Source organism: Pseudomonas sp. AC247 (genome assembly GCF_979258015.1).
In genome coordinates, this window is sequence record NZ_OZ409829.1 from 4,899,011 (window position 1) to 4,916,303 (window position 17,293).

The 17,293-nt window shown below is 58.8% G+C and carries 13 protein-coding genes and 3 pseudogenes; 6 read left to right on the forward strand and 10 right to left on the reverse strand.

Annotation, left to right across the window (positions count from 1 at the left end; translation table 11 throughout):
• Positions 1–117 precede the first annotated feature (117 nt).
• Positions 118–1,158 (reverse strand): DMT family transporter, encoded by a 1,041-nt coding sequence (locus ACZZ0B_RS22325; protein ID WP_463546243.1) that lies wholly within the window; start codon positions 1,156–1,158, stop codon positions 118–120.
• A gap of 235 nt (positions 1,159–1,393) precedes the next feature.
• Between ACZZ0B_RS22325 and ACZZ0B_RS22330 the strand changes: the two genes are divergently transcribed.
• On the forward strand, positions 1,394–1,828 hold the full coding sequence (locus tag ACZZ0B_RS22330; RefSeq protein WP_440093108.1) for a hypothetical protein: 435 nt from the start codon (positions 1,394–1,396) through the stop codon (positions 1,826–1,828).
• A 103-nt stretch (positions 1,829–1,931) separates the two neighbouring features.
• Here the strand turns inward: ACZZ0B_RS22330 and ACZZ0B_RS22335 are convergent, their stop codons facing one another.
• Complete coding sequence (locus ACZZ0B_RS22335; RefSeq protein ID WP_463546244.1) at positions 1,932–2,510, reverse strand: GNAT family N-acetyltransferase; 579 nt, start codon at positions 2,508–2,510, stop codon at positions 1,932–1,934.
• Between the two features lie 223 nt (positions 2,511–2,733).
• On the opposite strand from ACZZ0B_RS22335, the gene rimJ reads away from it, so the two are divergent.
• A complete protein-coding gene (rimJ, locus tag ACZZ0B_RS22340; protein ID WP_463546245.1) occupies positions 2,734–3,321 on the forward strand; it encodes a ribosomal protein S5-alanine N-acetyltransferase in 588 nt (195 codons plus the stop codon).
• A gap of 30 nt (positions 3,322–3,351) precedes the next feature.
• Positions 3,352–4,830: an ArnT family glycosyltransferase gene (locus ACZZ0B_RS22345; RefSeq protein WP_463546246.1), complete on the forward strand. Its 1,479-nt coding sequence runs from the start codon at positions 3,352–3,354 to the stop codon at positions 4,828–4,830.
• A gap of 130 nt (positions 4,831–4,960) precedes the next feature.
• Here the strand turns inward: ACZZ0B_RS22345 and ACZZ0B_RS22350 are convergent, their stop codons facing one another.
• Positions 4,961–5,791 carry a phosphatase PAP2 family protein gene (locus tag ACZZ0B_RS22350; RefSeq protein WP_463546247.1) on the reverse strand — a complete coding sequence of 277 codons (831 nt, stop codon included), beginning with the start codon at positions 5,789–5,791 and terminating at the stop codon, positions 4,961–4,963.
• Positions 5,788–6,459: a lipopolysaccharide core heptose(II)-phosphate phosphatase PmrG gene (pmrG, locus tag ACZZ0B_RS22355; protein ID WP_463546248.1), complete on the reverse strand. Its 672-nt coding sequence runs from the start codon at positions 6,457–6,459 to the stop codon at positions 5,788–5,790. Before pmrG ends, ACZZ0B_RS22350 begins: the two co-directional genes overlap by 4 nt.
• A 287-nt stretch (positions 6,460–6,746) precedes the next feature.
• Between pmrG and ACZZ0B_RS22360 the strand changes: the two are divergent.
• The 3 pseudogenes from ACZZ0B_RS22360 to ACZZ0B_RS22370 all read left to right on the forward strand — a co-directional run.
• Positions 6,747–7,511 (forward strand): annotated as a pseudogene (locus ACZZ0B_RS22360) (methyl-accepting chemotaxis protein); the annotation flags it as partial.
• Positions 7,512–7,628: 117 nt separating this feature from the next.
• Positions 7,629–7,775, forward strand: a pseudogene (locus tag ACZZ0B_RS22365) (HAMP domain-containing protein); the annotation flags it as partial.
• Between the two features lie 261 nt (positions 7,776–8,036).
• Positions 8,037–8,633, forward strand: a pseudogene (locus ACZZ0B_RS22370) (methyl-accepting chemotaxis protein); the annotation flags it as partial.
• Between the two features lie 312 nt (positions 8,634–8,945).
• Here ACZZ0B_RS22370 and ACZZ0B_RS22375 read toward each other — a convergent pair.
• The 6 genes from ACZZ0B_RS22375 to ACZZ0B_RS22400 form a co-directional block, all read right to left on the reverse strand.
• A complete protein-coding gene (locus ACZZ0B_RS22375) occupies positions 8,946–9,365 on the reverse strand; it encodes a PIN domain-containing protein (RefSeq protein WP_463546249.1) in 420 nt (139 codons plus the stop codon).
• A complete protein-coding gene (locus ACZZ0B_RS22380; protein ID WP_463546250.1) occupies positions 9,362–9,607 on the reverse strand; it encodes a FitA-like ribbon-helix-helix domain-containing protein in 246 nt (81 codons plus the stop codon). Before ACZZ0B_RS22380 ends, ACZZ0B_RS22375 begins: the two co-directional genes overlap by 4 nt.
• A gap of 89 nt (positions 9,608–9,696) precedes the next feature.
• Positions 9,697–11,070: a DUF1329 domain-containing protein gene (locus tag ACZZ0B_RS22385; protein ID WP_463546251.1), complete on the reverse strand. Its 1,374-nt coding sequence runs from the start codon at positions 11,068–11,070 to the stop codon at positions 9,697–9,699.
• Between the two features lie 149 nt (positions 11,071–11,219).
• Positions 11,220–13,178: a DUF1302 domain-containing protein gene (locus ACZZ0B_RS22390; protein WP_463546252.1), complete on the reverse strand. Its 1,959-nt coding sequence runs from the start codon at positions 13,176–13,178 to the stop codon at positions 11,220–11,222.
• Positions 13,179–13,227: 49 nt separating this feature from the next.
• Positions 13,228–14,517, reverse strand: coding sequence for a phospholipase (locus ACZZ0B_RS22395; protein ID WP_463546253.1), 1,290 nt, complete (start codon positions 14,515–14,517; stop codon positions 13,228–13,230).
• Between the two features lie 1,194 nt (positions 14,518–15,711).
• A complete protein-coding gene (locus tag ACZZ0B_RS22400; protein ID WP_463546254.1) occupies positions 15,712–17,280 on the reverse strand; it encodes an FGGY-family carbohydrate kinase in 1,569 nt (522 codons plus the stop codon).
• Positions 17,281–17,293 lie beyond the last annotated feature (13 nt).

The following is a 17,293-nucleotide window of genomic DNA, read 5'->3' on the forward strand; positions in this document are numbered from 1 at the left end:
TGCGGGCTTTTTCGTATCTGGGATTTGGATAACGCGCCTCAAAAGCCACCGACCGCATCCATCCTGCACCGACCTGCTACCGAAAAATTCTCCTCAGCGCCCCTTCAGGCCCATCAATCAATGCCGATGCCGATGATGCACATCCGGAAAATGCGCATGGCTATGACGGATCGGCGCGTGCGAATGCGCGTGGCTATGCGGCTCCAAACCGTCCCACTCAAACTCATGGTCATGCTGATGATGTTCATCATGCACATGGCGATGTTGGTGCTCGAGCGGTTCATGCTGGTGTTCGTGGGCATGGTGCTCCCTCAGGTGAATCCACACACCAAGGGCCATCAACGCCGCAGCGATCGAAAACATCACCGAGACCGACTCACCCAGTATCACAATCGAGATGACTGCCCCCAGAAATGGCGCCGTTGAAAAATACGCGCCAGTACGCGCGCTGCCGAGTCCGCGAAGCGCGAGTACGAACAGTACCAGGCTGACGCCGTAGCCGAGAAAACCCACCAGCAGGATTGAGATCAGTGGACCGGTGCTGGGTAGTTGCGAACCGATGGCCAAGGCTAGTGAACAATTAACCATGCCGGCCGCCAAGCCTTTGCTGCCGGCGATAAACAGCGCGTTCGAGGCCGAGACTTTGCGCGTCAGGTTGTTATCGATTGCCCAACACAGGCAGGCGAAAGCCACGGCCAGAGGGCCGATCCAGTCCTGAGTCGTGACCGCTTCTTGCGGCCAGGACAGAACAACGCCGCCCAAAACAATGGCGATCATGCCGATCACAATGCGTCGGTCTGCATTCTCTTTGAAGACGATCCACGCCAGCAACGCCGTCAGCACTGACTCAAGATTGAGCATCAGCGAGGCGGTCGCCCCCGCCGTTCGAGTCAGACCGAACATCAGCGCCACGGGCGCCAGCACACCGCCAAAGGCGATCGCGCCGATCAACCAAGGCCATTCGCCAGCGGCGAGTGCTGGCGCGCGCCAGCCTTTATCGCGAACAAACCGCACAATCGCCAGGCCCACACCGCTGCCGAGATAGAGCAGGCCGGCTAACAGAATGGGCGGAGCATTCACGCCCAAGAGCTTGGCCAATGGCGTGCTCGCGCCAAACAACGCCGCGGCGGCCAATGCGTAGAGCACATTCATGTTCATGATGAAATCGCCCTGTCAGACCCGAGGTGCATGCGTCGGATGGTAGCTTTGCTGGCGTAGGAATTATGTGAAGACCGCTTCTTCATCGGATCGCTGGAAAGGCTTGAGCATCCGCCTGCGGGAACACCCCTTCAAGTACACGCTCAAATCCAGCAACATTTAATCCGCATCGCAGCCCGGCGAGCGCTCGTTACCGGCTCTATGCTGCAAACATCGAAGAGCAATGAGGCTGAACATGAAAACCTGGATCGCCGCCGTCATGGTGGCAATGATTTCGCTGTGCGCCCACGCGGCGGACACTCCCGCTCCACGGGTAGAACCCATCGCTTTCAAGGCTGGTGTCGGCAGTGTTGTGATTAAACAGTCGATCAAGGGCAATCAAACGGCGGAGTACACGTTCAACGCCAGGGCCGGGCAGGTTCTGACGGTCGATTTCAAACCGTCGAAAACCTCCGCCTACTTCAACATCAATGCCAAAGGCGCAGATTCGGCGTTGTTCAACGGTTCGATCATGGGGAATCACTTCCTCGGCCCATTGCCCGCCGACGGCGAATACACGGTGCAGGTCTATCTGATGCGCAATGCGGCGCGGCGTGCTGAAGTGGCCAATTACGCGCTGTCGGTAAGCCTTGCCAAAGGTGATGCGGCAGACGCAAAAACCAAGCGCTGAATTCATTCCCGAGGCCGCGTCGCCGGGCAGTTGCGGCGGCAGAGCAGATGAATTTTTCTTCACAGCCCCTTCACAACCAACCCTGTACAGTCCACTCGCTCATTCAAGAAACTACGGTTCGCCCGCGCTCCTGCGGGCTTTTTTTTGCCTGGCGTTTGGCGTCGAGGCGATACACGTAGGTGTCCTGCACGCCATGGCGGGGTGAGTGGCGGGCTTGCGGATGAACTCTGACCCGCACAAAACCCGCCGCTTGGGCCAGTCGCTGGCTACGCGTGTTTGCCGACGAGGTGGTCAGGTAAAACGTTGAATCAGGCAAGCGCTTCACCAATTGAGTGAGGGCGGCGCGCAGGTAACCCTTGCCCGAATACTCGGTGTTGGCCCAGTAACCGACAACAAAGCGCTGGCGCGGACGCGGTTTCAAGCCGATGCAGCCGAGGATCGATTGCCCGTCCGCGCTGATGATGAACAACCGGCGCTCACCGGTTTCACTGCTGAAGTCATCACGGGCACGCGATAACGATTCCAGCGCCTGCGCCTCAGTGGTGTGCGGCCGGGCCCAGGTGAGGAATTCCGCGTGCTGTGGATAACTGACGTTCAGCGCCTGCTGGAACGCCTTGGTCATCGCCGGATCAGGCGATCGCAATGTCAGCGACTCGGTACCGACAGTAAACGCAAACTCCATGCCCCACTCCCTGAACATCGACCAAACCTCTCATGTAGGAGCTGCCGAAGGCTGCGATCTTTTGATTGTAAAAACAAGATCAACAGATCGCAGCCTTCGGCAGCTCCTACAGGGCATCATCGTTATCTGGATGTGCAGCGGGTGGCCAGAATTTATAGAGCGGTTTGTATTTTCCGCCGCGTCGGTCAATTCTGTCCTTTGATATCCCTGACCGGAGCGCCCGATGCCGCTGCTGACCCTGCCCTGCCAACGCCTGACGCTGGCGATTCTTGCCCCGGATCAGGCCGCGCTGGAAAGTGATTTCTATAAGCGCAACCTGCGCCACCTCGCGCCCTGGTCGCCGATCCGCACCACGGAATATTTCTCCACCGAACAGATTCGTCGACGCCTCGACATCCAGGCCAGTGCTTTCGAGGCCGGACTGGCCATGCACTTCGCCCTGCTGACGCCGGACGGTGAGCAAATGATCGGCGCGTGCAATTTCAGCGGGATTATTCGCGGCGCGTTTCAGGCGTGTTATCTGGGTTATCACATCAACGAAGCCCATCAGGGCCAAGGCTTGATGCAGGAAGCGCTGGAGGCCGGCATCGGCTACATGTTCGAAAACCAGAATCTGCACCGGATCATGGCCAACTACATTCCCGGCAACGACCGCAGTGCGCGCTTGCTTGAGCGCCTGGGTTTCGAGCGTGAGGGCTACGCCAAGGCGTATCTGAACATTGCCGGACGCTGGCAGGATCACGTGCTGACGGCGTTGGTCAATCCGCTGTTCGAAACGCCGGAAAAGCGCTGGTCGCGACAACTGGGTTGAGCTTCACGATTTGTTCAGCAATGGCGACGTATGCTCAAGGTTCTCGCCCCTTCCGGTAGCCTGAAAGCCATGTCGCGTGCCGCCACTTCGCTGTTTCTGCTTGCCGCCCTGCTGTTCTTTTTCGCCTTGGGCAATCACCAGTTGCAAGGCTCTACCGAGGCCCGCGTCGCCGGGATCGCGATGGAGATGCACCTGGACAACGACTGGGTAACGCCGCGTCTGTTCGGCGAGCCTTTTCTGGAAAAACCCCCGTTGAGTCTGTGGCTCGACGCCGGCGCCATGCGCGTGTTTGGCATTTCACCCTGGGCGGTACGACTGGCGTCGGCGGTGGCCGGACTGCTCAGCGTGATGCTGTTGTACGGCATGTTGCGGCGTTTCGGGCGGCCAAACATCGTTGCGTGGACAGCAGGGATGCTGTTGGCGACCATGGCCAGTTATTGGAGCAACGTGCGTGGGGTTGGCGAGGATGCGCTGCTGGCGCTCGGTGTAACAGCGGCGTTGCTGGCATTTTTTAAGGCACAACGCGCATCGAACGTGGGTAACTCGTTGCTGTTTGTCGGCGGGATTGCCATCGCCACGTTGAGTAAAGGAGTGCTGGGGCTGGCGATGCCGGGGGTGGTGATTTTTGCTTATCTGCTGGCCGACAATCTGCTCGACAAGCGTCTGAAAGTCGCTGACTGGCTGTGGCCAGGATTACTGACTCTGGTCGGGCTGATTCCGCTGATGATCTGGCTCGCAGTGCTCTATCAACATGGCGGCGCGCAAGCGGTGAAGGAAGTGCTGCTGACCAACAGCGTCGGACGGTTCAGCGGATCGTTCGTCGAGGCCGGGCATTACGAGCCGTTCTACTACTACTTGGCGAAACTGCCGGAAGCGTTTTTACCGTGGAATATTCTGGTGTATCTGGGGCTGTGGCATTTCCGCAAAGAGTTGACGGCCAACCGGTATCTGCTGTTTTTCAGCCTGTGGATCGTCGCGCAATTCGTGATGCTGACGTTGGCGTCGAGTAAACGCACGGTGTACCTGATGTCGATGACCCCGGCGGCAGCGGTGATTGCGGCCGAGTTTGCGGGGGTGTTGTTCGACAAGCTGAAAGCGTACGAATCCGCCCAGGGTTTTGTCAGCCGAATCGCGAGGCATCGCCAGGCACTGGCCGCTGCTGTCCTTACCGTAGTGATCGGCAGCTATCTCGCTGCCGCACAGTGGACGTTGCCGAACGCCGATAAACACCTGTCGTTCCTGCCGCTGACCGAACACATTCAAGCGTTGCAAGCGGACGGTCATCAGGTTGCATTGTTTCAAGCCAATGAACGAGTGGGCGGTGCGAGTGTGTTCTATACGCAGAGCGTGCTTAAAGGTCTGGATACAGAGGCGCAGTTGCGGGACTTTCTCGCTGCGGCAGCCACCAATGTGGCGGTGATCTCGGCGGACACCGAACCTGCCGCACCGCTGAAAGTGTTGAAGACCATGATGGTGGGGCGCCAGGCTTACTACTTTGTAAGCGACTGAAGCAGACTGAATACAACCTTTGTGGCGAGGGGATTTATCCCCGTTGGGGTGCGCAGCGCCCCCTCTTTTTATTCAAGAAAGAAGGGGACTGCTGCGCAGTCCAACGGGGATAAATCCCCTCGCCACAGGGTTATTCGTTGCTCAAGGGAGTTGCCAAGTTGCTGGCGGGCACTCGCTGTTGATGCTTTTCCAACACCGGCCGCTCCAGCCGCGCCCGCCCATAAAACGCCAACGCCGTCAGCAAACACGCCAACCAAACGAAGATTCCCGCCCAGAACGTGTGGGACATGTAGTGCCAGCCTTGCAGAACCCGCGTCGTGCCATACACAAAACCAAGCAACAACGAACCCCACAGAATCGCGCTGGAAAACCGCCACTGATAGCGCCGTGCGACGAAGTACAACGCCAGCATGGTGAAACCGCCCGACGCATGTCCGCCCGGCCAGCAGCGCCCCTCGCCTGCTTCATGGAACAGCTGAAAATTGTTGTACCACTCAACGTGAGCCATTTTCCCACCGTACAGCGTGGTTTCGATCGGGCAGTAAACGCTGGTGTGCGCCTTGAGGAAATGAATCACGCCGGTGCAAACAGCAAACGCAACAACGACGAAGAAAAAATCCCTACGGTGATCGGCGGCAAATCGCAGCAGCGGAGCGACCTTACTTCGCTCAAGAAAGGCCCCGAGTCGCGGGCGCTTTTGCGGAGTGACCAACGGCCAGACCACCGACAACATCGCGCCGATCAGGGCGATTTCCGCCGTCCAGTTCGGAATGATCCGCGCCCACTTGTGAGTCAGTTTTTCAAAGAAATGAATCTTGTCGAGCGGGAAGGTTTGGGTCAGCGGATCGAACAGCAGGTTGCTGAAAGCGATGTCGATGTTGGTCATGTCGAACGTCAGGAACACCAACGTCGCGCAGGCCAGCGGGATGCCGAAGTTGTAAGCGTAAAAACGAGTATTCATTCGGTAGTCACCGTGTGCCAGTCAGAGGCCTCAATGAAGCCGAGCATTTTCGGAGCCGCCGGGCTGGCAGCAGAAACAAACAGTGACGAGCCATAGCCGGGATCGGACGCCGGCACTTTCAGGTCTTTTTCGATTTGCGCCATGCATTCGCTGTGGGTCACCAGAATCAGATTACGACCCGGTACTTTGTGCGCGAGCGCCTCCTGCAACATGCGGCCCTTGCAACTGATCAACCAGTCTTCGCCCACTGCGGCGCGGTTGAACATGTACCCGGCGGTCTGCACGGTGCGCACCATCGGGCTGTTATAGATGTCGGCATTGTTCAGCCCCAGTTGCTCGTACCGCGCACCGACCGCGACCGCGACACTGCGCGAGCGATCGGTGATGCCGTCATTACCGCTCAGGCACACCGCTTTGGAGTGATCGCAGCGCTCGACGTGGCGCACCAGCACGATCATCTCGCCCTTTTCCCAGCCAGTCGCCAACGCCTGGGCCCCGGCCACATTGCCATGCGCCAGATCAGGGATCGCCGCCGGGGCGAGCAGCCACAACGTCAGCGGTATCACCAGTGCCGATGCCGCCAACACCACCCAGGTGTTGCGAAAACGCGCCAGAGCGCTCAGATCGACCGAGCGTTTGACGCCGAACAGACTCAGTCTCAATTCCACAAAAAGCCGCCTCGCCAGCCTGCATCACTTGTCATTCGATGCGGCGAAGGTACAGAGGCGGGCGTCGGCAGCCAGTGAAACCCATGTGAAAAAAGTCTTGGGCCGGTCTGTTACAAATTCTGTCCGACAAAAACCTTTCAGCTCTCGCATTTGCGGCCGATAAAGACCTGCTAACACCCTTGCTGGCTCAAAAAAACAACAATCTTCCAGCCTAACTGACGACTAAGAAACCTTACGTTTCTGGAGGATTTTTGATGAATAGCTGGTTCGGCAACATCAGCGTGAACATGAAACTGGGCCTGGGCTTCGGCCTTGTGCTGGCCCTGACCTGCGTGCTGGCCCTGACAGGCTGGACCAGCCTCGGTGGCCTGATCGACCGTAGCAACTGGATGAGCGACATCACCCAGCTCAACGCCGGTCTGACCAAACTGCGCGTGGTGCGCCTGCAATACATGCTGACCAATGGCGATGAAACCGCCGCGCAGAACGTGCAGACCACCCTTGAAGGCTTCGCTGCGCAACAGCAGAAGCTGATCAACAGTTTCAAGAGCCCGGAAAACGTCAAACTGCTCAAAGAGCAGGCAGCGACCATCGCTGAATACCAGACCTCGCTGAACAAAATGCGCAATTCGTATCGCACCGGCAACAGCGCGCGCGACACCATGAATACCAATGCTCAGACCGCCTACAACCTGATCGAATCGATCAGCAAAAGCGTGCAGCAAATGGACATGAGCGAACAGCGTTTCGCCCAGTTCCAGGCGATCACCACCGCCAAGGAAGCGTTCATCCTCGCGCGCTATGAAGTACGCGGCTACACCGCGACCACCAATGCCGAAACCGAGCAGAAAGCAGTCGGCCAAGTCGACGTGGCAATCGCCAGCCTCAAGCAACTGAATGTGCATTTCGCTGACTCTCAGCAGGACGCTCTGCGCCAGTTAGAGACAGCGCTGGGCAACTACCGCAGCGCGTTGATGGCGTATAAAAACGCCAACTCCGAAGCCGTGCAGGCCCGCAAGGAAATGACTGATCAGGGCGCCACCATCGTGACCCTGAGCGAGCAGCTGTACCAGATCCAGCTCGACCGTCGTGACATCGAGAGCGCCCAGGCGCGCACCTTCCAGCTGATCAGCACCTTGCTGGCGCTGTTGGTTGGCGTGATTGCTGCGGTGATCATCACCCGTCAGATCACCCGTCCGCTGCAAGAAACCCTGGCCGTGGTCGAGCGCATCGCCAGCGGCGACCTGACCCAGAACGTCACCGTCACCCGCCGCGACGAACTCGGTGTGCTGCAACAAGGCATCGCGCGCATGGGCGTGACTTTGCGCGACTTGATCAGCGGCATCCGCGACGGCGTCACCCAGATCGCCAGCGCCGCCGAAGAGTTGTCCGCCGTCACCGAGCAAACCAGCGCCGGGGTGAACAGCCAGAAAATCGAGACCGATCAGGTCGCCACCGCGATGCACGAAATGACTGCCACCGTGCAGGAAGTCGCGCGCAACGCTGAAGAAGCCTCGCAAGCCGCTGCCGCCGCTGACGGCGAAGCCCGTGAAGGCGACAAAGTGGTCAACGAAGCCATCGCGCAGATCGAACGTCTGGCCAGCGAAGTGGTGCGTTCGACCGAAGCCATGAGCGTACTGCAACAGGAAAGCGACAAGATCGGCAGCGTCATGGACGTGATCAAGGCTGTTGCCGAACAGACCAACCTGCTCGCCCTTAACGCTGCGATCGAAGCGGCACGTGCCGGTGAAGCCGGTCGCGGTTTTGCCGTGGTTGCCGACGAAGTGCGTGGCCTGGCCCAGCGTACGCAGAAATCCACCGAAGAAATCGAAGGCCTGGTCGCCGGTCTGCAGAACGGCACCCAGCAGGTTTCGGCGGTGATGAGCAACAGCCGCGCACTGACCGACAGCAGCGTCGCCCTGACCCGCAAGGCCGGTGCATCGCTGGAAAACATCACCCGCACGGTGTCGAATATTCAGTCGATGAACCAGCAGATCGCTGCGGCGGCTGAACAGCAAAGTGCAGTGGCTGAAGAGATCAGCCGCAGCATCATCAACGTACGCGACGTGTCGGAACAGACCGCAGCGGCGAGTGATGAGACGGCGGCGTCGAGTGTTGAACTGGCACGTTTGGGTGGTCAGTTGCAGCAGATGGTCAGCCACTTCCGCGTTTGATCCTCGTACAGCGCTGAAGCAAAAAACCAATCGCGGGCAAGCCCGCTCCCACAGGGTTGGAGTCGTTCACAGATGTTGTGTTCGAATCATGAACTGTGGGAGCGGGCTTGCCCGCGATTGCGTCAGGCCTGTCACCCCGATGCCCCGGAAAAAACTCCGCATCATGTAGGAGCTGCCGCAGGCTGCGATCTTTTGATCTTCGATTCGGAGCAATCATAAAAAAGATCAAAAGATCGCAGCCTTCGGCAGCTCCTACAGTGCCATGTGGGTAGCGAACTTTTTCAGGGGCCATCTACTTCGCTATTGTGATCCTCAAGCTGCCCACGGGTTAATCATCTCTACACCGCTAAACTCGAAATCCTTCACGTTACGGGTAGCTATGGGGAGGCCATGGGTTCGGCAGATCGCAGCAATTTGCGCATCGGCCATCGAAACCGCGCGGCCTTTTGATTCGCAATCCGCAACAAGCGTTGCGTACTCGACAGCGGCATGAGCGTCGAAAGACAAAATACGTCCGGCAAAGTCTTCTTCGAACATCGCCATCGCATGGGCCTCAAGTTTTTGTTTGCGCTTTCCGGAAGGCAGCCGAGCAATACCGTGAAGTATTTCTGCCACCGTCACGGCACTCACTGCCAGCTCCATCGCAGGTTGCGCATCAACCCAGGCAAGCACACGGGACTCTGGCTCGACTCGCATAAACTCCGAAAGAACGTTGGTATCAAGCACTATCATTCAGAGAAATCCACCGTAGTAGCTTTTTCTGAACGCTCCGGCAAATCGAGGTCTATTCCGCCGACAGCACTGAATCTGTTGCGGATTCGGCTGCCGAGACCACCGGCACGGTCAACCGTCGTCAGAGCCCTGCCTAAAATGAGTCGAGCTTCTTCCTCCATGGAATGCCCATTGTGAGCCGCGGTGATGCGCAGCTGTTCCTTGAGCTTTTCATCGAGGTTTCGAATTGTAATGCTGGCCATGATGCCTCCTGCAATCAATGAAATCATTGATTGCAGGCTAGCACATCTTCAACTATCAAAACCCGGCGACTTCCCGAGCGGTATCCCGCTTAACGCGTCCCACGCTGCCGCAATGCCGACGGCATGAAGTACGCATCCTCCGGCACCGGTTGTGCAAAATCGACAGTCTCCGCTTCCTCGTTATCAAGGTTCTGCACATAGTAACGACGCGCCTGCAGATCATGGAACACGTCCAGCGCACTCCACGTGGTCGGCAGGTCGTAGAAGTTTTTCAGGTAGGCCATCGACACGCGCCACAACTCCCCTCGCCCATCGTATTGATCGACCAGTGCCGCGCCCCAGCTGTCTTCATCGAGGAACAGCACGCGTTTCGAGTAGATATGCCGCGAGCCCGGTTTCAGGTTGCCTTCCACCACCCAGACCCGGTGCAGTTCGTAGCGGGTGTATTGCGGGTTTAGGTGGCCCGGGGTGAGCAGTTGCGCGTATTTCACATCGGGGCTGCCGACTTTGTAATTATTGTAGGGAATGTAGATTTCCTGTTTGCCCTTGAGCTTCCACTCGTAGCGATCCGGCGAGCCGTTGAACAGGTCGGTGTCGTCGGCAGTGCGCAGGCCATCGGAGGAAGCGATCGGCGTGTCGTACGCAAGGTTCGGTGCACGGCGCACGCGGCGTTGGCCGGCGTCGTAGATCCAGGCCTGGCGTGCGTCTTTGAGCTGGTCGAGGGTTTCGTGCACGAGGGCAGCGCTACCGGCCAGTCGCGCCGGGCTTTTCACGAAGGCGAGGTAGTAGAACAGGATGTTTTTCAGATCGGCGAACTGGCCGTTCGGGCGGTAGTAGTTGAACAGCGCTTCCTGCTGTGACGTCACCAGCGCGAAGCTGCCGTTACGTTGCACTGGCGCTTCGGAAGCGCGGCGCACGACGTAGATGCCGCGATAGCGGGTGATGTGGTTCCACAGCACTTCAACGCCGTCCTTTGGCACCGGGAATGGCACGCCACCGTAGGCATCGGAGAAGCCGCTGCCGCCTTCGAGCAGCTTGGCCGAGGTGGCGTTTTTCAGGGTGTTGTCGTACAGCCATTGCGGTGCCGAACCGGAGCGACGGGACGGATAGATCGGCATCTGGAAGGTGTCGGGGTAGCTGTTGAACAGGGCGATCTGGCCGGGGCTGAGGTGCGCTTTGTACTGGTCGAGATTGGCTTTGGTGATGGTGAACAGCGGTTTGTCGGCCGCGTATGGATCGGGGTGGTGCTGGCCGGGTTTGTAGCCGGCGGGCGCCTGAGTGATGCCGCCAGTCCAGGCCGGGATGGTGCCGGCGGCGTTGCCGGCCCGCTCGGCGCCCATGGGGGTCAGGGTGGTTTTCAGTTGTTCGGCTTGTTGTGGGGTGATGGCGGCGAGAACGCTGCCAGCGGCCAGACCTAAAACAAGCCCTAGCGAAGCCTTGGTCAATCTTGAAGTGCGAACCATGATCTTCTCCAAAGTACAAAAACCTGTGGGAGCTGGCTTGCCAGCGATTGCGGTGGGTCAGCCACCATTGATGTCGAATGTGCTGCCGTCATCGCGGGCAAGCCCGCTCCCACAGGGGGACGGGGTGCCGCAAGTTTTGTTCTGGGCAATCAAAGGAAATACTTGAGGTTGAACCCGACGTTGTCGCGGTCGCGGATGCCGTTGTTTTGCCCGCCACCGTAGAACTCGGTGTATTGCAGTTCGGCTTCGAGCTTGTTCTGGTAGTTGGCCTTGATCCCCAGCGTGTAGGCCTTGCGACCTTCGATGGTGTTGCCGGCCTGGTAGCTGTTGCCTTGGAAGTCGTCCTTGTAAACGATGTAAGGCGAGACGTTGACCCCGGCGTACACGTCGTTCCACGTGCCGTTGAGCATCGCCGTGTAGCTGTAGGAATCACGGTTGACCTGATCGTCGCGATCACCGCCCGACACATAGGAATAGTTACCGGTACCCGCGTAATAACGCGTGCTGCCGTCATAAGCGGTGTATTGCAGGCTGCTGCCGCGCAGGTGTTCGGAGGCCAGTTCGAAGATACCGAACAGCGAGTCGAACGAAGCCGTCGGGCCGAAGTTGTAAATGGTGCCCAGCGAGGTGTTGAACGCTTCGACGCGCTCGGCGTTGTTGATCTCGCTGTTGAGATTGACCATCTGCCCGCCGACGTTGATTGACCGGCCCGTCACCGCCACAGCCGCACCGTTGGCCAGGTCGCCGATCAAATCGTTGGTCGCCGCGACGCCGATCGGCAGGTTCGGCCGATAAGCGATTTCACCGAACACCGAGGCCTCGCCCAGCGTGGTGTTGAAGCTGAAACCGTACATGCGAATGTCTTCGGCATAGCGACGATGCGCCTGAATGTTGCCCATCACATCGGCGGTGGCCAGACCGTTGGCGAGCGCTCCCGCCTGATCGCCCGCAACACCGGCCAACAGGTTGGTCAGGGCGTTCATGTCGATGCCTTTGTAGCCGCCCAGATCTGCCGCAATGGTCGGTTCCTTGGCGTGGTAATTGACCATGTACAAACCGAACTCGGTGCTGTTGAGCTGCTCGGCGATGTAACGAAAGGCGAAGCCGAACTGGCCATCGTTGCGCGCGTTGTAGTCCTTGCCGACCGACGCCACCTTCAGCGTATTGCCGTAAGCCGGCGTCACGCCGTTGGCGTACAGGCCAGTGGTCTGCAAAACCGGACTGAGCAACGGGTTGTTGCCCAACGCGCTGTACAGACCGATGACATTGCCAAACCCCGGCACCGGCGTGTCGAGCGCCGTGCCGCTGAAGTTGTTGTAACCGGTGTTGCCGCCGTCAGCGAACAGGTCGGTTTGCGAGTAGAAGGTGCCGACCGGATCGATGCGGGTTTCCTTCCAGTTGGTCTGGTAGAAACTCTCCATCGTCAGCGAATCGGTGAGGCCGACGTTGAAGCTCAGCGCCTCCACCGGCACCAACACTTCCTTCACTTCCGCGCCGGGCAGTCGGTACTTGGCCGCGTCCACCGGGTTGGTGGTGTTGATCCCGCCGCGATAGAAAATCCCCTCGCCCCAATTGAACACCTGCCGGCCGACACGCGCGGTCACCGGCATCTGCGCAACGTCCCAACTGCCATGCACGTAGGCGTCGAGCATCTCGATGCGGCTGCCGGCGATGTCACGGGTCTGGCCGGTGAAGTGGTCGTCCTGCGGGTAGCTTTGGCTCGGTTGCGAGGGGCTATTGTTGTCGTAGTAATTGTTGCGTTTGTCCATCAGTTGCGTGTCGTAGAACGCGGTGCCGCGCATGAACACGCCGTAGTTCTGGTAGTTGGCCTCAAGCTCGGAGGTGATCTTGTACACCTCGGAAACCAGCCCGGTGTCGAAGTTGCGATTGCCGTCGTTGGTGTTGACGTCGTCGTTGGTTTTATCGCGGCCCTGCACCCGCCACAAACGGCCATAGGACAAAGTCGTGTCGAACGAGCCGGTGACCTGTTTGTCGAGCACGCTGAATTCCACCGCGTGTGCGCCATCGACTGCGCACAGTTGCAGCAGCCCGGCCAGGCCGACACCGGGGAGCGCGGCGCCCGTCAGGCGCAATCGAGTGTTGATCATGTGTTCCTCCTTCCCTGTTTTTTTATTTTTTTTTGTCCTGCCGCGAGGGCTAGGGCGCCAATCCCGCGCTGACGTAGATCCGGCTGTGCGCGCCGAAATGGCCGAGCAGTTTGAACAGCTGTTGATTGAGTGCCGGATGGTCGAAATCTTCACTTTTCAGTTGATTGCCACCGCTGAAATCGCTGGTCGCTGGCGCCGTTTCCAGCCACTGGCCGATCGCTTCGTCGAAGGCGGCGGAGTCATCGACCGACTCAGCGCTGACCACTTCGCGCAGGTAGTCGACCGAGTACGGCGGATAGCTTTTGTCTTGCGCGACATCGGTGTAAGCGTCGAGCATCGGATGCGGCTGGCCGGCGCGCAGCAAACGGCGCAGCCACGTCGATTGGTACTTTTCGACTTCCATATGCCGGGTCGCAACCCGCTCGATGGAGGCCTGTTTGTCGGCGGCGAAACCGGCCAGCGCCTTGCCTTCCAGCAGCAGCAGACTGGCGAGGTCGACGCCCGGCAATGGCTTGGCGTGATAGGGCTGGGTCAGGTCCTGAATGTGGTGCAGGCCCCAGCCAAGAAAGCGATAGCCCCAGTACGGATGACCGCTGGCAAACGCCAGTCGCGCCAGGCCCATGTATTGATACGCGCGCCAGTCCGGCCAACTCCGTTCAAGGAAACCGGCAGCGGCATAGACCACCGCGCTTTCATGGAAGAAGCCCATGTGAAACGGCGCCTGCGAGCTGTACTGGAAACGCGCATCGCCGAACGGCTGCGGGCCGAAGCCATAGACCGCGCCGACTGCACCGGGGTTGTCGCTGAACAGGTTGATGTCGTGGCCGTAATCCGGCTCATCAGCGGCGCTGGCCAGCACCGCAAGCGGCGCGACTTTTTCGCGGTCGGCGACAACGATGAAGCGCTCGCGATTCCACGGTGAGAGGGTTTGCTCGACCATGACTTGATTGGCCTGCAAATGCTCGCGCTCGGCCAGGTCCTTGCCGGGCAATGGCTGGATGACCATCGCCAGGTAAATCTCGGGATTGATGCGCAATGCCGTGAGGAAGTCGTGGCGCAGATTGTCACTCGGCGTGGCGGGTAATTTCAGCGCGTCGGGGCGTGGTGGATATTGGACGAAGTGTTCGCGGGCGAAGGTTTCCTGTTCATCCAGCAGCGCACTCACGGCCTCGTATTGCTGCACAAGAAAGGCTTCCAGCGGCTCGGCTTCGACCAGCGGCGCGTCGCGCAAGGCCGGCAGATCCTGCAACGCCAGATAGCTGCCCACCGTATGGTTCGACCAGCCCCAAGCACTTGGGGCCGTTGCACAAAGCAGCAACAGGAGGAAGGTCAGCTTCATGGCTTGTGGTTCTTATTGGAGAGGCTGTGGGGGATGAGCCTAACAACCGACCTCGCCGCTGACACTGTCCGATCTCACCAGAAAAACTCTCCGATGGCGCCAATTCAAATCTCAACACGATCCCTGTAGGAGCTGCCGCAGGCTGCGATCTTTTGACGTTGATCTTGAAAAACAAGATCAAAAGATCGCAGCCTTCGGCAGCTCCTACAGGGGGATTTGTGGCGTTCTTTCAGGCGGGATAGCCGGTGATTTTGCGGATGCTCTGGTAGTGCGGTTTGAGCTGGCGGTACGCCATTTCAGATCACGATACGATTTATGTAGGAGCTGCCGAAGGCTGCGATCTTTTGACGTTGATCTTGAAAAACAAGATCAACAGATCGCAGCCTTCGGCAGCTCCTACAGGGGGAATTGTGGTGTGTTTTTCAGGCGGGGTAGCCGGTGATTTTGCGGATGCTCTGGTACAGCGTTTTGAGCTGGCGGTACGCCATTTCAGATCACGATACGATTCCTGTAGGAGCTGCCGAAGGCTGCGATCTTTTGACGTTGATCTTGAAAAACAAGATCAAAAGATCGCAGCCTTCGGCAGCTCCTACAGGGGGAATTGTGGTGTGTTTTTCAGGCGGGGTAGCCGGTGATTTTGCGGATGCTCTGGTAGTGCGGTTTGAGCTGGCGGTACGCCATTTCAGATCACGATACGATTTATGTAGGAGCTGCCGAAGGCTGCGATCTTTTGACGTTGATCTTGAAAAACAAGATCAACAGATCGCAGCCTTCGGCAGCTCCTACAGGGGGATTTGTGGTGTGCTTTTCAGGCGGGGTAGCCGGTGATTTTGCGGATGCTTTGGTAGTGCGGTTTGAGCTGGCGGTACGCCATTTCAGGTGACGATACGATTCTTGTAGGAGCTGCCGAAGGCTGCGATCTTTTGATGTTGATCTTGAAAAACAAGATCAACAGATCGCAGCCTTCGGCAGCTCCTACAGGGGGATTTGTGGTGTGCTTTTCAGGCGGGGTAGCCGGTGATTTTGCGGATGCTCTGGTACAGCGGTTTGAGCTGGCGGTACGCCATTTCAGATCTCGATACGATTTATGTAGGAGCTGCCGAAGGCTGCGATCTTTTGACGTTGATCTTGAAAAACAAGATCAAAAGATCGCAGCCTTCGGCAGCTCCTACAGGGGGATTTGTGGTGTGTTTTTCAGGCGGGGTAGCCGGTGATTTTGCGGATGCTTTGGTACAGCGGTTTGAGTTGGCGGTACATGCGTAGGTAGACGTCTTTGTACAATTGCTCGTAGATTTTTTGTGCCTCGGGTTGGGGGTGGAAGACCGCGCCTACACGGGTCATTGCCGCGATGGCCGTGGGGAAATCTGTGTGCAATCCCAACCCCACCGCACAGCAGATCGCCGCGCCCAGGCCAGACGCTTCGTAGACATGCGGACGCTCCGCCGGCAGGCCGAAAATATTTGCCGTGAGCTGCATCGCCGCATCACTCTGCGAACCGCCACCGGCTACGCGCAGGCGCTTGATCGACACCTTCGAACGCCGCTCGATGTTCTCCATGCCCTGACGCAACGCATACGCCAGCCCTTCGAGAATCGCCCGGTAAATATGCGCGCGGGTGTGCACATCGCCGAAGCCGATCATCGCGCCCTTCGCCTCCACGCCCGGCTCACGAATCCCCGGCGACCAGTACGGTTGCAGCATCAGGCCCATCGACCCCGGCGGCACCGCATCGACCAGCGCATCGAACAACTGCTCCGGCTCGATACCTTGCTCTTGCGCCTGCTGCATCTCGCGCAAGCCGAACTCGTTCTTGAACCAACTGACCATCCAGTAACCGCGATAAATCATCACCTCGCAGTTGAACTGATCCGGCACCGCCGAGGGGTACGGCGGAATCAACGGGACGATTTCCAGATAGCGCGAACGGGTACTGGTAATGGTCGCCGTGGTGCCGTAAGACAGGCACACCGTGCCCGCATCGACCACACCGGCACCGACCACTTCACACGCCTTGTCGGCACCCGCCGCAATCAGCGGCAAGCCCTCGGGAATACCAGTGTGGCGAGCGGCTTCAGCGGTGATGTAGCCGAGGGTTTCACCGGGTTTGTGCAGGGTCGGCAATTGCTCCGGACGTACCGCCAGCGCCTGCCATTTCCAGTCACTCGGCGCGGCCCATTTCAGCCGTTTGAAATCGAACGGCAGATAGCCAACGCAGCAACCCACCGAGTCGACAAAACGCCCGCACAGTCGATGCGTGAGAAACCCCGACAGCAGCAAAAACTTGTCGGTCGCCGCCCACACCTCTGGCTGATGCTGCGCAATCCAGTTCGCCTCAGCCTGGGCACGAAAATAATCCACCGTACCCTGCGCGCCGACCAGTTTGAACAGCCAGCCCCACGGCCCTTTGATCCCGCCCTCGACTTCACTCTGCCGCTGATCAAGCCACAAAATCGCCGGGCGCAGCGGTTTGCCCTCGGCATCAACATTGATCACTGTGCCGCGCTGAGTGGTCAGGGAAACGCCAGCAATCTGCGAACGATCAATGCCGGTTTGCGCCCAGACCTGCTGACACGCCTCGCCGAGTTTCGCCCAGTAATACTCCGGATCCTGCTCGGCCCAACCCGGTTTCGTCGAGTAATACGCCTGCAATTCAACCTTGCCTTTACCGAGCAAATTGCCTTGCAGATCGAAGAGCAGCGCACGCACGCTCTGGGTTCCGTTGTCGATCGCCAGCAGGTAACGCTTGTTCGGGTGGTTATCCATGGAGCTCTCTTCA